The sequence below is a fragment of the Wolbachia endosymbiont (group B) of Apotomis betuletana genome, from assembly GCF_947250475.1.
Lineage (GTDB): Bacteria > Pseudomonadota > Alphaproteobacteria > Rickettsiales > Anaplasmataceae > Wolbachia.
Map to the genome: position 1 here is coordinate 1,547,036 of NZ_OX366320.1, position 13,424 is coordinate 1,560,459.

Below are 13,424 nucleotides of genomic sequence, written 5' to 3' on the forward strand. Positions count from 1 at the left end.
AAAAGATGACCTTAAATAGTTATTATAACCGCTTTAATCCTGATAAAGAATACGAAAAAAGCTTGTTTCTTGCAGGAAGAGGTCTACAGTCAGCAGAATTAAATGAGACTCAGGAGTATGCTCTCTCTAAGCTTAAAGGCATAGGTGATGCAATATTTCGTGATGGTGATGTTATAACAGGAAGCAACTGTATTATAGATAGAGACACTGGTAAAGCTACACTTGAGGGAGGAAAAATCTATCTGCGCGGTGCAGTTAGAAAAGTCGAAAAAGAAGAATTTGTTATTCCACTGAGTACCACAGTTCGCATAGGTGTTTATTATGTAGAATCTACGATTACAGAACTTGAGGATGAAAACCTTCGTGATCCTGCTGTTGGTACACGTAATTATCAAGAAGTAGGCGCTGCAAGGCTTAAAGTTTCCACCACTTGGAGTTATCAAGCTGAGGGTGTGACTACTAATGCTTCAGGAGAATTTTATCCAATTTATAACATTGAAAATGGAGTATTAATAGAAAATTCACCGCCACCACAAGCAAACATAGTAACTACAGCTCTTGCTCGTTATGATAAAGAAGCAAATGGTTCCTACGTCGTAAATGGTCTTGAAGTAATGTTCCTGCAAAAGGAAGAGAGAGAAGGAGGAAAAAAAATATTTGTGATTAATGAGGGCAAAGCTCATGTTGATGGCTATGAGATTGAACTTCCTCACAGTATTCGTGTTTCTTTTGATGAAGATCCGGATATAAAATCAGTTGAATCAGAACCACATACTTTTCAGCCAAATAGCCAAAGAGTAATGGAACTGAAGGTTAATGATTTTCCAATAAGTGAAATTAAAAAAGTAGATATAACTGTTCAAAAAACCATTACTGTTACTCACGGTTCATATTCTGGAGCTATTGATCCGATACCTGACTCTGCAGTACTTGAGATTATTCAAGTTAAACAAGGCAATGTTATTTATGAAAATAGTATAGATTACAAACTAAACGCAGGAAACGTTGATTGGTCATTACCTGGTAAAGAACCAGCTCCTGGAAGTAGTTACCAAATAACTTATCGCTGCCGCACTCATATAAGCCCTGAAGATATAAGCGAAGAGGGATGTAAAGTAAAAGGAGCAGTTGATAACAGCTTGGTTCTGATTGATTACACCTGGAAAATGCCACGCTATGATTTAATTACTATCGATAGCAAAGGGGTGGTAAGGAGAATAAAAGGAATTTCCCATTCTTGGCAACCATCAATGCCTAAAGCACCTAGCGGACAACTTTTGCTCTGCTACATTCATCAGACATGGAAAAACGGAGAAAAAGAAGGGGTGAAAATAGTGAATAATGCTATTCATGCTGTACCGATGAATGAGCTTGAAGCAATGAAGAAGGGAATAAATGATCTTTATGCGCTGGTTGCACAGGAACGTCTACGCAATGATGCAAATTCAAGAGAACCTACCAGCAAAAAAGGAGTATTTGTAGATCCGTTCTTTGATGATGATATGCGCGATCAAGGAATTTCGCAGTTTGCAGCAATAGTAAATAGAGAGCTAGTTCTGCCAATAGATGTAGAAGTTGCAGATATTGAAAAAGGTGGGGAAAGATATCTTTTGCCATATGAACTTGAACCGGTACTGGAGCAGCTTTTACAGACTAAAGGAGAAAAGATTAATCCATATCAAGCTTTTGATCCAGTACCGGCACAAATTACTCTAAATAAAAACATTGACCACTGGACAGAGGTTACCACTAATTGGAAAAGTCCAGTAACCAGAGTATTTAATGTTAAAGAAACAACAGAGCTGCTGTCAAGTACTTCATATGAAACTGAATTTATGAGAGAAGCAGTACAGAATTTTGAGATCGAAGGTTTTGAGCCAAATGAAAAAATTAAAGAAGTAAAATTTGATGGCATTTCTATTATACCTATGGCATAGAGGAAAAAAAAGTGGAAGCTAACAATCAGGGAAAATTAAAAGGAAAGGTGAAAGTGCCGGCAAACATTCCAGCGGGTACTAAATTAGTACAGTTTTATGGCGATAAAGGAAGCTATGGAGAAACAACTTATACTGGTAAAAAAACAATTACCATAGAGGAAAGAAGAAGAGTTATCGCAGCAAGAAGAGTTGATCCTTTAGCGCAAACATTTACTCTAAATGAAAGTAGGCACATAGGAGGCGTGGAACTATGGTTTGTAAATAACGGCAAAAAACGTGTTGTTGTGCAGATTAGAGAAACAGCAGTGGGAATGCCCTCACAAACTGTCATTGCTGAAAGTTATATTGAGCCAAAAGATATAAAGATAGATGGCACAGCAACACGTATAGAGTGGTCACCAGTGTTTTGCCATGCAGAAGAGGAGTATGCAATAGTACTACTTACTGATGATGCAGATACTGCAGTAAAAATAGCAAAACTTGGCAAATATGATGCAGTAAATAGCCGTTGGGTAACAAGTCAACCATATCAAGTAGGAGTATTACTCTCATCAAGCAATGCAAGTACGTGGACACCGCATCAAAATTTAGATTTAACGTTTCGACTACTAGCTGCAAAATTTAGCGAAAATTCTCATGTTATTGATCTTGGCAAAGTTACAGCAACCAATACTTCAGATTTAATTGTTTTGACGAACGTCGAAAAAGTAGCATTTGATACCAATGTGGAATTTATCTTAACAGATGAAGAGGGAAAAGAAAACTTTCTGTCTGATAATTTACCACTCGCACTGCGTGAAAGATTATCTGGAAAGCTAACAGTAAAGGCAAATTTAAAAGGGTCAAAAGAAAAAAGTCCAGTGCTATATCCTGGGTTACAGCTAGTTATGGGTAATATAGGGGAAAAAGGAGATTATGTTACAAGAAGTATTACAGCAGGAGCTAACACCAAGATCACCATAACATATGATGCGCTAATACCTGGCACTGCAGATGTTAAAGCATATGTACAAAAAAACGTGGATTGGCAATTAGTAAATTTAACATCAGGAAAACCAATTGGAGAAAGCTGGGTGGAGAGAACTCATGTACTATCAAATTTTAGTGCTAATGAGACGAGGATAAAATTAGTTTTAAGTGGAACGGTTGTTTATCGTCCTAAAGTCAAAAATTTGAGAATTATTGTCACATAAACCAATGCCAAATGACCAAACCAAACGAGGATATCCACTGCCTCATCCAGAAAATATTGCAGTTCAAGATGTGGTACGTATCCGTACTACAATTGAGAAAATAGATGAAGATATCGCTAAAAGAGAGAATGAGCACAATCAGCTTAAAAAAGCATTTGATAAGCTCAGTTTTGAGAATTTTTTGAATTTTTGGAGTAATAACAGGTGACTATCGCCAAAGAAGTAGTTTATGCATTGCATCAGAGACTAAAAGATTTATCTGTAAATGCTACCCCTGATCAACTTGCCTATCTTGCAAAATCTCTAGAGTCTATTGCTGGGCAAAGTACAGTACTTGATATTGTACAGATGACTGATGCAAAATTAAAAGAGCTTCTTGACAGTAGCACAAGTCATTTAAATAAATTAGATAGTAGTAAAAACAATGCATTAGCGGCAATCTCTGAATTGGAGGGAAAGTCGTTAAAGAAAATAGATGAAAAAGGAATTACAAACTTATCACTACTTGATAGCAGAAAAGATTCACATGTTGCCACCATCAATAATGCCGGAGACTTAAATAGCATAAGAAACACATTAAATAGCCTTAAAGCCATAAGCGATATACCAACTGGTTCATCAATTATGAAGGAAATAAAAACCAGAGAAGACCAATTAAAAACACTCACAACTAAATTTAACTCGATTAATGATGTGCCAAATGGGTCATCAATTATAAAAGAGATAAGAAAGCGCAATATGGTTGAACCTGAATCATTACCTTTTCTGTTCGGCATTCTTAATCGATATAATGACTATGGTTGGTCTGATGATAATGGCTATTTCAAAACAGAATTAGGGCAGTGGTATAAAGATACAGCAAAAACCGACTATATGCTGCAGCTCCTTGCAGGTAGTAATACTTATGATTGTACGTATTCTAGTTTTTATCATCCACCACAGTTGTACTTCTTACAAGGAAGTAACGGTAAATTTCTGTACAGAAAAGCATTTTTACGTCGTAGTCACAGCTCAGATCAATACAGTTACCCATATGCACTACTTGGAGTAATATTTGTAAAAAACACTACAAACAGCGATAAAACGCGAACGCTTCATTTTAGTGGTTCATCACGTTGGAGTTCAGGATATGAAGGAGCAGGGTTATTCGTAGGAACACCTAGTCACGTTAATACTAATAAATCGGCAATCTCAGGAATAACTTGGACAAATATTTACAACTACTCAACTAATTCTGCAGTATTTAGTAGTTCAAATAATATTACTGTGCCAGCAAATAAGACAATAGCAATTTTATTTTACGCATCGCCATATTTTTACACATCTGATTATCACCATTACAGTTGGTTTATGAGGTGGAGTATTTATAACTTTCGGAGCAATTTTTTAACTACAGGGCTTGAGATAGATGTGGAAAGAACGCTAAAAGCTTGGCAATGTCCAGGATTATCTAACACGCATGAGATTTGGAGGTAACAAACAATGTCTATCTACATTAGATTTGAAAATGATAAACAAGTAGAAACAACAATACTTGAAAGCAAGCCAAAAGGTAAAAATTGGTATGAAGCGCCAAAAGATTTTGATTGGCAAAAAAGCTATTGTTTAACAGAAGGAGGCAAAATTGCTCAGCGAAATCAAGAAGACATTGAATTGGAGTTACTGCAAAATGCGAAGTTTTCTGCACTTTCTAATCTTCGTGCTTATTATGATAACTATACTCACCAATACGCAGGGCATTCTCACCAAAAAGCTAAATCTTATGAGATTCAAGCGAAAGCCGCAGAGAACATTTTAGCAGCACCAGAATCTATGAATGAAAAGGATGCGGAAATTATAGAGCCATTAGCAAAAGTACGTGGTATTACAGTTATTGAAATGGCAAGAATAATTGAAGAAAAAGTAAAAAAAGCAGTAAAAGAAATAATTAAATGTGAAGAGCTTGAAGATTTGGTCAAAAAGAAAATTAAAGAAGCCAAAAGCGAAGGAGAGCTAGAGGCTTTGCTCAATGATTTTAAACAAAGAATGCAAGAAAGTTAAAAAGAAAAAATGCCAGAAGAATTTTTACACGGAGTAAATGTTATTGAGATAACCTCAGGGGCAAGAACAGTACATACAGCTAAATCATCAGTGATAGGTGTAATTGGTAATGCACCTGAAGCCAATGAGCAAAAATTTCCACTGAATAAACCAGTACTGATAGAAGGAAGCTTAAAAGAAGTAGCAAAACTTGGAAAGAGTGGCAGTTTACCTTCTGCAGTAAACGGAATATTTTCCCAGATTGGTGCAACAGTAGTAGTTATTCGAGTTGAGGAAAGTGAAAACAGCGATCCAAAATTAAAAGAAGAAGAGACGCTGAAGAATATAATTGGCGGTGTTGATAAAGAAACTGGAGAGTATCAAGGGATAGAGGCATTCCTCAGCAGTGAAAGTATAATTCATGTTGCTCCAAGAATATTAATTGCACCTCAGTTTACTCATCAACTACCAGAAGATGGCAAAAATCCAGTGGTTGCAGCATTAATTCCTATAGCAGAAAAGCTGAGAAGCATAATAGTAGCAGATGGACCAAATACTAATGATGAAGAAGTAATAAAATGGAGAAAAAGTGTAGGCAGCTCAAGAGTTTACGTGATTGACCCATGGGTTAAGGTATTTATTGAAGGAAAAGAAGGAACCTTGCCAGCAAGCCCATTTGTAGCTGGTTTAATAGCAAAAGTAGATAGCGAACAAGGATTTTGGCACTCACCTTCAAATAAAGAGATAAATGGTATTGTTGGAACAAGCAGGCCTATTGATTTTACGCTCGGTAATACAAATTGCAGAGCAAACCACTTAAATGAAAATGAAGTAACAACGATAATTCATCAAAATGGCTATAGGCTTTGGGGAAATAGAACATGTTCAAATGACTCAAAATGGGCTTTTCTATCAGTAAGAAGAACTGCAGATTTAATCAACGATAGTTTACTTCGAGCTCATCTATGGGCAGTTGATCGCAATATTACCAAAACTTACATAGATGATGTGATTGAGGGGGTGAATTCTTATTTGGCCAATTTAAAAGCGCAAGGAGCTATTATCAGCGGAAAATGTTATGCAACACTGAACTCAATACGCCAATAAATATTGCAAGTGGAAAAGTATATTTTGACTTTGAATTTACACCACCGTATCCGGCAGAGCAGATTACTTTCAGGTCACATCTTGTGAGTGGTACAATATTATAAAAATGGGAGAAAGAGATGTTACCGAAGATTTTAAAGAATTTTAATGTATTCGTAGATGGTCGGGGTTATGCAGGAAAAATTGATGAGATAACGTTACCAAAGCTCACCATAAAAACCGAAGAATATCGTGCTGGTGGTATGGATATCCCAATAAATATTGACATGGGTATGGAAAAGTTAGAAGCAGACTTTACTTTTTCTGAATACGATACAGAGCTCTTTCGGCTATTTGGGTTGATAAATGGAAATTCAGTAGCTTTGACGCTCCGTGGTGGAATGCAAGGTAGTGGAAGTAATGATATTGAAGCAGTAATAATCAATTTAAGAGGCATTTTTAAAGAATTTGACTTTGGTAGCTGGAAACCTGCTGAAAAAGCAACTCTAAAGTGTACTGTAGCTGCCCATTACTACAAACTTACTATAGGTGGTAATGAATTAATAGAAATCGATGCTGAAAATATGATTAGAAAGATAAATGGTGTTGATCAGATGGCTTTGCTACAAACGGTTTTAGGCATATGAAAAGATTTCGAAATTTTATTTTAAGGAGGCAATAATGCACACTATAACACTAAACAACCCAATTACAGTTGATGGAATTTCTGTCTCAGAGTTATCGATGCGTGAACCTAAAGTAAGAGATTTACTTACTATAGAACGCATAGAAGGCGAAGCTTTGAAAGAGGTAGCTTTAATTGCTAATCTAGCATCTGTGCCAAAAGAAGTAGTTGAAGATTTATGTATTAAAGATTATGTAGAAATACAAAAGGTACTAAAAGATTTTTTGTCGCCGCTGGAACAGAGGAGTTAAGATTCAATATTTTAAAACTTAGCTCAACAACAGGAAGTGGAATTGAGCAAATTATTAATATGAGTATAAAAGAGTTTCTAAAGTGGTTAGAAGTAAGTGAAGGAGTAACAAAAAAATGTCAATGCTTTCAATAAAGATCGGTGCAACGTTAGATGGCAGTTTTAATAGTGCAATGACAGGTAGTACAGCAAAGCTTTCTAAGTTGGGTGATAGTATAAAGCAGCTTGATTCGTCAATGAAATCTGTTTCCAAATTTAAGCAACTAAATCATGATGCCCTTGAAGCCATGAAGAATTGGAAGGAAGCGGAGAAGAAAGCAAAAGAATCAGCTGCAGTAATTGCTAAAGAGAAGAAGGAAAAAAAAGAACCAAGCAAAGCACTGAGAAATGAATTCGAAAAATTGAAAGCATCGGCATCAAAGGCAAAAGAGGCTTATATCAAAAAGAGAGATACACTTCACACATTAAATGAAGAAATAAGGAAAAGTGGAAAGGATATTAAATCTTTAGTGAGGGATCAAACTAAACTTGGTTCATCTATTGAAGTACTCAAAGGGAAATACAATAAATTAGGATCTGTAATACAAAAACAGCAAAATGCTTTGGCAAAAAAAGCGCATTATAGATCACAAATTATAGAGACTATTGGGCTAGGGCTAACGCTTGCAGCGCCAATTAAAGTTGCTGTTGATTTTGAATCGGCTATGGCTGATGTAAAGAAAGTAGTAAAATTTGTGCAAAATGACACTAAAGATGAAGCATTAAAGTTTGCTAAAGAGTTAAAGAAATTATCTCGGGAGATACCCTTGTCAGCTGCAGAATTAGCACAAATAGCTGCAAGTGGTGGTCAACTTGGTATTGACAAAAATGATCTTATTAAGTTTACAACAGTAGTTGCCAAAATGACCACAGCGTTTGATATGTCGGCAGAAGAAGCTGGTAATGCTATTGCGAAAATATCCAACGTCTATGGAATTAAAGTTGATGGTATGGAAAATGTAGGTAACATAATAAACCATCTCTCAGACAATACCGCTGCTAAAGCACAAGAAGTGGTTCTTACATTAAATAGAATTGGTGGTAATGCTAAACAGTTTGGTTTAGAAGTTGATCAAGCAAGTAGCTTAGCAAGTACGTTCATAAGTTTAGGTAAACAACCTGAAAAAGCAGCAACTGCTATAAATAACTTTCTTAGTAAACTACAGACTGCAAGAGAGCAAAGTCCTGAATTTCACGATGCATTAGATGAGATGGGAACAAGTATAGAAGAGCTCGAACAAACCATTAAAAAAAATCCTCAAGAGGCAATATTACAATTCCTTGAAACTTTAAAAAGAATAGACGATCAAGAGCGTGCCGGTATTCTTATGAATCTATTTGGCGCTGGGTTTCAAGATGACATTGCTCTTTTAGTAGGAAGCTTAGACATTTATAAGAAAGCTATTGAACAGGTAGCTGATAAAGGAAAGTACCGCTCCTCAATGCAGAAAGAATTTGAAAATCGGGCAAACACTACAGCTAATAAATTACAATTACTTAAAAATGCAGTATTTGAAGCTGGAATGAATCTAGGGTCAGTGATGTTGCCTACTTTAAATTATGTAGCTGGAAGTTTGAAAGCAATAACAGAGCGTATAGCTTCTTTTGCAGAAAAATATCCAACTTTAACTACAGTAATCATGAGTACTTTAGCAGCTTTGATAAGTTTGAAAGTCTTAGTAGTGGGAGTAGGCTATGGAATTACTTTATTAGGAAGTACAATTTTTGGTCTTAAAGCAACGATATTGGCAACATTTTCATTTTTATCAGCTATAGTTTTCCCTGCAGTAATAACAGGGCTAAGAGCAATAACACTAGCTGTAATGACTAACCCAATTGGACTTTTAATAGCGAGTCTTGTTTCTGGTGCAGCTTATGTTCTAACTAACTGGCAAAAAGTGAAAGACTTTTTCTCTAGCTTTTGGAAATCACTCATTGAACCTATAGGAAAAGCTTTTTCATGGATGGGAAATACAGTTAGTAGCATATTTGCTGAGAATAACCCGATTAGAAAATTTGAAAATAATGGAAATTTTGTTAATAAGCTTTCTAAAAATAGCATTTTCAGTAACGGAAACCCATTGACAAGTAATAGTGCTATTAAACAATTTTCAGAAAATAGTAAAGGCAATTTTGAGAGTTTTAAAGTTAAAGGTGTTATAGAAGAAAAAAGAGCTATAGAACAAGAAGAAATTGAGAAAGCATTCAAGAAAAGTAGATATGAAAATAGGGAATCTAAAGTATATAACCAAGCATTCTATCAAACGTTTAATATCAACATTAAGTCTGAAGATGTCCGCAGCGTTGCTGATGCAGTAATAGAACGATTTAGAGAACAAGCACGTGGGGCACTTTTTGATATAGTTGAAGAGTTACATTGATGTTGCTTGGAAAATGTAAGCTTGAACCAATAAGCCTAAGATACAGTAAAGAAAAAAGGTGGTATACAATTGAATGTATTGAAAAAACGTCGCTACAAAACATTGGTTCAGGAATTGAATGTATTGATTTAACAGGAGTGATTTATTCACGTTATCAGAGTAATGGCTTAGAACAGCTAAAAAATATACGTAACACTCAAGAACCACACGTTCTAGTTGATAATTCAGGAAGTGTATTTGGAAATTTTGTCATTACTAATGTAGAAGAAAAGCAGATATTATTTTTTCCTGATGGAAAACCGAGAAAAGTTGAGTTTATTTTGAAGTTAAAAAGTTACAGTAAGTGATTTATTATTACACGAAAGAAAACGAAATGTTGGATTACATTTGCTGGAAACATTATGGATACAGTAGTGGAGCAGTGGAGGAAGTATTGCTTGAAAATCCAGGCCTTGCAGAATACGCAAGCTTTTTGCCCGCTGGATTAAGAATTAAGCTTCCTAAAATTCAGAAAATATCGAAAGAATCTGTCATAAATATTTTAGATGAATGACGCCAGACTTTGATATAGTAGCAAAAAATAACCCAGTAACAGAGGTTTTAAAAAAGAGTTTAATATTATTACGTGTTACTGATGGATCCGGTACTACAAGTGACGAAGCTGAGATATATATTAGTTATAACTCTAGCGCTTTAGAACTTAAGGGTAATTTACAGGTTTTTCTAGGATATAAAGAAACAGGTTTATTACCTATGGGGGTATATAAGGCAAATCAAATTACAATACAAAGTCCACCACAAACTTTAAGAATAAAATGTGACGCTGCAAGTTTAAGAGGATCATTAAAGGAAAGAAAATCAAAGGAATGGAAAGACATTACCTTGGAAGATTTGATTAAAGAAATAGCACAAGAACATGGGTATGAAGGTAAAGTCGCTGAAAGATTTGAAAATACATTTATACCACATACCATTCAAGCAGATGAAAGCGACATGAGTTTTTTGGAAGGATTAGGCAAAAAATATGATGCACTAGTAAAACCAGCAGGAGGATATATAATTTTTATTCCAAAGGGAGAAGCAAGATCAGCGACTGGAAAGATGTTAGGTACAACAGTATTAACACCTAAAGATATTATAAATTGGGAGGTAAATTTTAATGTGCGTAACAAATATGGATCTGTTATTGCAAAATGGCACAGTTATGAAAAGGGAGAAACTATAGAAGAGAAAGTGGGAAATGAGGGTCCAAGTTATACCCTGCAAACGCTTTACTCTACCGCAGAATCAGCAATTAGTGCAGCAGCAGCTAAGTTAAAACAACTAAAACGTAGTACATCAAATTTAAATGTAACTGTTCCTGGTAATCCAGAATTATTTGCAGAAGCTAAGATCAGCCTTTCAGGATTTTGTCAGGAAATTGAAGGTGAATGGATAATTAGCAAGGCAGAACATATTCTGAATAATAGAGGATATCAAACTATAGTAGAGGCAACAGTGAGCAAAGCTGTTTAAGTGAAACTTAAGCAAATGGTCATTTAATTCCAAATAAATATATAATACATGAACATAAATTCGATCATATATAAAAATAGACTAATTTTATTAATAGCACTAGCAGTATGTATTGTAATCGTATGTATTTCCTTATCTGAAAAGAGATATAAAGATAGCATTACTAAATTAGAGATTGCATCTGAAACTTGTGACCTAGAAAATATCGAGCTCTTGATACAAAATAATGTAAATATTGGCGAAAAAGCATTGCATTATGCTGCAGAAAAAGGATGTTTAGAAATTATAAAATTTTTAGTAGAAAAGGATGTTGATATAAATACTGCCAATAAATTTAAGCGAACAGCACTACATTATGCTGCAGATAATGGACATTTAGAAATTGTCAAATTCTTATTAGATAAAGGATCAAATCCTATAGCTACAGATCGAGATGGAAGAAGACCAAGAGATATGGCTGTAGTGGAATTGCGATATGATAAAAACAAAGGCAAAACATATAGAGAAATCATAAAGCTACTTGCTAAAGCAGAGGATCAATACGAATCAACAAAAAGTAATCACTAAAGCTGTAAGTTTTCTATAATCTATACATAAATTTCTAAAACTATCCATAACAAGTTAATATTTTCACATGAAAAAGCAAAAAATCCCAATTACGGTAATTATTACCATATTAATCCAAACCGTAGCATTGATATGGTGGTTATCCAAGCTAGACTCAAGGGTACAATTTCACGATAAACTCATTGAATATGGTTTAATGGAAAAAGTGTTAGTACTTGAGGAAAGGGTAAAAAATCTTTCTGAGGAATTGGATGAACTTAAAGCTGATTTAAAGTAATTATTCTTCTACTTTTGGTGTATAAGGATCAGATTGAGATTGACGATCCTTCCAGTTTTCGATGTATTGCTCAACTAATTGAGGATCCCCTGTTATAATCAGTAGATTCTCAGCATTTCTTGATTCAGCTGCATAGGTGAAATTAAAAGAGCCAGTTATTATTTTGTTATCATCAATAATCATTATTTTACTATGAGCAATCGCTGGTTTAAAGTCAATCCATATCGGGATTTTGTGCTCAAATAATTCGTTAATTACACTATGTTTTGAACTAGTTTGTGATTCATCTAGAATAACCTTAATATCAACTCCACGCTTTTTAGCTTGAACCAAGGATTCAGCAATAGGCTTTGAGGTAAATTGGTATGCCTGAACCAACACAGATTTTTTAGCATAGTCTACGGAATCAATTATTAGGTTGGTGCAATTTTCTCCAGGCGTGAAGCAGACTGTGGCTTTTGGGCAGGAAACACATCCCGATAAAAGCGAACAAGTTAATAAAATCAATAAATACCTAACCATGGCAAAATACATCCTTTCAGTTGACGGCGGAGGCATAAGAGGCATCATACCAGCCATTATACTAGCAGAAATAGAAAAGAGGGCAAGGAAACCGATAGCTGAAATCTTTGATTTAGTGGCAGGAACCTCAACCGGTGGAATTGTTATAGCAGGATTATGTAAAAAAGATAAACAAGGAAACCCTCAATATTCAGCCAATGATTTAGTCGAGCTTTACCAAAAATACGGGTCATATATTTTTAAATCTTCATTTTTGAGAAGATCAATATTTTCTTGGCTTAATTGCACACAATACCCACATAAAAATATTGAATTTGTACTGGATAAATATTTTGGCGATGATATCCTTAAAAACACTTTAAGTGATGTGTTGATTACGAGTTACGATATTCACAATAACTGCCCATTTTTCTTCAAAAGCTGGAAAGAAGGTAATATTAAGCTGAAAGATGCACTCAGAGCTGCAACGGCTGCACCTACTTATTTCATACCAAAACATCTAAAAATTAACCAGATAAACAGAGTATTAGTGGATGGTGGGGTGTTTGCCAATAATCCAGCGGCTTGTGCATATGCAAGTGGTAAGAGGTTATTTCCAAATGATGATATTCTACTGTTATCGATAGGTACTGGAAGAACAGACAGAAGCATAGAGTATGCCAATTCAAAGAGATTTGGAAAAATAGGCTGGATAAAACCTTTGTTAAATGTGATGTTTGCCTCTGGATTGGACTGCGTAAATTATCAGATGAATCAAGTAATAGGCAATAGATACGTAAGAATACAATCGCAATTGAAGCTAGCGTCGGCTGACATGGATAACATTACATCAAAAAATATCAAATTTCTTCAACAGGAGGCAAAGGCAATGATAGAGGACAATCAGAAAGTGATAGAAAAATTCTGTATAGAAATATTAAATATATAACTATCTTTACTTACATCTTAATATA

General features: G+C 35.0%; 15 protein-coding genes and 1 pseudogene. 15 read left to right on the forward strand and 1 reads right to left on the reverse strand.

Annotated elements, in window-relative coordinates:
- The first annotated feature begins 5 nt into the window (after window positions 1-5).
- From OOK82_RS07215 to OOK82_RS07280, 14 genes and pseudogenes are all read left to right on the forward strand, one after another.
- A complete protein-coding gene (locus OOK82_RS07215) occupies window positions 6-1,937 on the forward strand; it encodes a DUF4815 domain-containing protein (RefSeq protein ID WP_052265016.1) in 1,932 nt (643 codons plus the stop codon).
- A gap of 11 nt (window positions 1,938-1,948) precedes the next feature.
- Window positions 1,949-3,130: a hypothetical protein gene (locus OOK82_RS07220; protein WP_230609033.1), complete on the forward strand. Its 1,182-nt coding sequence runs from the start codon at window positions 1,949-1,951 to the stop codon at window positions 3,128-3,130.
- 4 nt (window positions 3,131-3,134) lie between these two features.
- Window positions 3,135-3,338, forward strand: a complete 204-nt coding sequence (locus OOK82_RS07225) for a hypothetical protein (protein ID WP_230609283.1) — start codon at window positions 3,135-3,137, stop codon at window positions 3,336-3,338.
- Window positions 3,335-4,606, forward strand: a complete 1,272-nt coding sequence (locus OOK82_RS07230) for a hypothetical protein (protein ID WP_230609034.1) — start codon at window positions 3,335-3,337, stop codon at window positions 4,604-4,606. Before OOK82_RS07225 ends, OOK82_RS07230 begins: the two co-directional genes overlap by 4 nt.
- A 6-nt stretch (window positions 4,607-4,612) precedes the next feature.
- The gene (locus tag OOK82_RS07235) at window positions 4,613-5,170 is read left to right on the forward strand and encodes a hypothetical protein (protein WP_230609035.1); all 558 of its coding nucleotides are present in this window, start codon (window positions 4,613-4,615) and stop codon (window positions 5,168-5,170) included.
- Window positions 5,171-5,179: 9 nt separating this feature from the next.
- Window positions 5,180-6,360, forward strand: a pseudogene (locus OOK82_RS07240) (phage tail sheath subtilisin-like domain-containing protein).
- Window positions 6,361-6,375: 15 nt separating this feature from the next.
- The gene (locus OOK82_RS07245) at window positions 6,376-6,882 is read left to right on the forward strand and encodes a phage major tail tube protein (protein ID WP_052264942.1); all 507 of its coding nucleotides are present in this window, start codon (window positions 6,376-6,378) and stop codon (window positions 6,880-6,882) included.
- Window positions 6,883-6,916: 34 nt separating this feature from the next.
- Window positions 6,917-7,171, forward strand: coding sequence for a phage tail assembly protein (locus OOK82_RS07250; RefSeq protein ID WP_052264941.1), 255 nt, complete (start codon window positions 6,917-6,919; stop codon window positions 7,169-7,171).
- Window positions 7,172-7,286: 115 nt separating this feature from the next.
- A complete protein-coding gene (locus OOK82_RS07255) occupies window positions 7,287-9,590 on the forward strand; it encodes a phage tail tape measure protein (protein WP_264704639.1) in 2,304 nt (767 codons plus the stop codon).
- Window positions 9,590-9,937 carry a phage tail protein gene (locus tag OOK82_RS07260; RefSeq protein ID WP_262986492.1) on the forward strand — a complete coding sequence of 116 codons (348 nt, stop codon included), beginning with the start codon at window positions 9,590-9,592 and terminating at the stop codon, window positions 9,935-9,937. Before OOK82_RS07255 ends, OOK82_RS07260 begins: the two co-directional genes overlap by 1 nt.
- Window positions 9,934-10,143 carry a tail protein X gene (locus OOK82_RS07265; RefSeq protein ID WP_343327296.1) on the forward strand — a complete coding sequence of 70 codons (210 nt, stop codon included), beginning with the start codon at window positions 9,934-9,936 and terminating at the stop codon, window positions 10,141-10,143. Before OOK82_RS07260 ends, OOK82_RS07265 begins: the two co-directional genes overlap by 4 nt.
- A complete protein-coding gene (locus OOK82_RS07270; RefSeq protein WP_264377099.1) occupies window positions 10,140-11,105 on the forward strand; it encodes a phage late control D family protein in 966 nt (321 codons plus the stop codon). The genes OOK82_RS07265 and OOK82_RS07270 overlap by 4 nt, the downstream gene beginning before the upstream one ends.
- Before the next feature lie 48 nt (window positions 11,106-11,153).
- A complete protein-coding gene (locus OOK82_RS07275) occupies window positions 11,154-11,672 on the forward strand; it encodes an ankyrin repeat domain-containing protein (RefSeq protein WP_262986489.1) in 519 nt (172 codons plus the stop codon).
- 67 nt (window positions 11,673-11,739) lie between these two features.
- A complete protein-coding gene (locus tag OOK82_RS07280; protein WP_262986488.1) occupies window positions 11,740-11,949 on the forward strand; it encodes a hypothetical protein in 210 nt (69 codons plus the stop codon).
- Here OOK82_RS07280 and OOK82_RS07285 read toward each other — a convergent pair whose 3' ends face one another.
- Entirely contained in the window at window positions 11,950-12,471 is a 522-nt protein-coding gene (locus OOK82_RS07285) for a phospholipase D family nuclease (protein ID WP_264377098.1), read from the reverse strand.
- On the opposite strand from OOK82_RS07285, the gene OOK82_RS07290 reads away from it, so the two are divergent.
- Window positions 12,470-13,399 carry a patatin-like phospholipase family protein gene (locus OOK82_RS07290; RefSeq protein WP_264377097.1) on the forward strand — a complete coding sequence of 310 codons (930 nt, stop codon included), beginning with the start codon at window positions 12,470-12,472 and terminating at the stop codon, window positions 13,397-13,399. The genes OOK82_RS07285 and OOK82_RS07290 overlap by 2 nt on opposite strands.
- Window positions 13,400-13,424: the final 25 nt, after the last annotated feature.

Coding starts and splice junctions, on each gene's coding strand:
- OOK82_RS07215 (WP_052265016.1), top strand. CDS start 6: ATGACCTTAAATAGTTATTATAACCGCTTTAATCCTGATAAAGAATAC.
- OOK82_RS07225 (WP_230609283.1), top strand. CDS start 3,135: ATGCCAAATGACCAAACCAAACGAGGATATCCACTGCCTCATCCAGAA.
- OOK82_RS07235 (WP_230609035.1), top strand. CDS start 4,613: ATGTCTATCTACATTAGATTTGAAAATGATAAACAAGTAGAAACAACA.
- OOK82_RS07245 (WP_052264942.1), top strand. CDS start 6,376: ATGTTACCGAAGATTTTAAAGAATTTTAATGTATTCGTAGATGGTCGG.
- OOK82_RS07250 (WP_052264941.1), top strand. CDS start 6,917: ATGCACACTATAACACTAAACAACCCAATTACAGTTGATGGAATTTCT.
- OOK82_RS07255 (WP_264704639.1), top strand. CDS start 7,287: ATGTCAATGCTTTCAATAAAGATCGGTGCAACGTTAGATGGCAGTTTT.
- OOK82_RS07260 (WP_262986492.1), top strand. CDS start 9,590: ATGTTGCTTGGAAAATGTAAGCTTGAACCAATAAGCCTAAGATACAGT.
- OOK82_RS07270 (WP_264377099.1), top strand. CDS start 10,140: ATGACGCCAGACTTTGATATAGTAGCAAAAAATAACCCAGTAACAGAG.
- OOK82_RS07275 (WP_262986489.1), top strand. CDS start 11,154: ATGAACATAAATTCGATCATATATAAAAATAGACTAATTTTATTAATA.
- OOK82_RS07280 (WP_262986488.1), top strand. CDS start 11,740: ATGAAAAAGCAAAAAATCCCAATTACGGTAATTATTACCATATTAATC.
- OOK82_RS07290 (WP_264377097.1), top strand. CDS start 12,470: ATGGCAAAATACATCCTTTCAGTTGACGGCGGAGGCATAAGAGGCATC.
- OOK82_RS07285 (WP_264377098.1), bottom strand. CDS start 12,471: ATGGTTAGGTATTTATTGATTTTATTAACTTGTTCGCTTTTATCGGGA.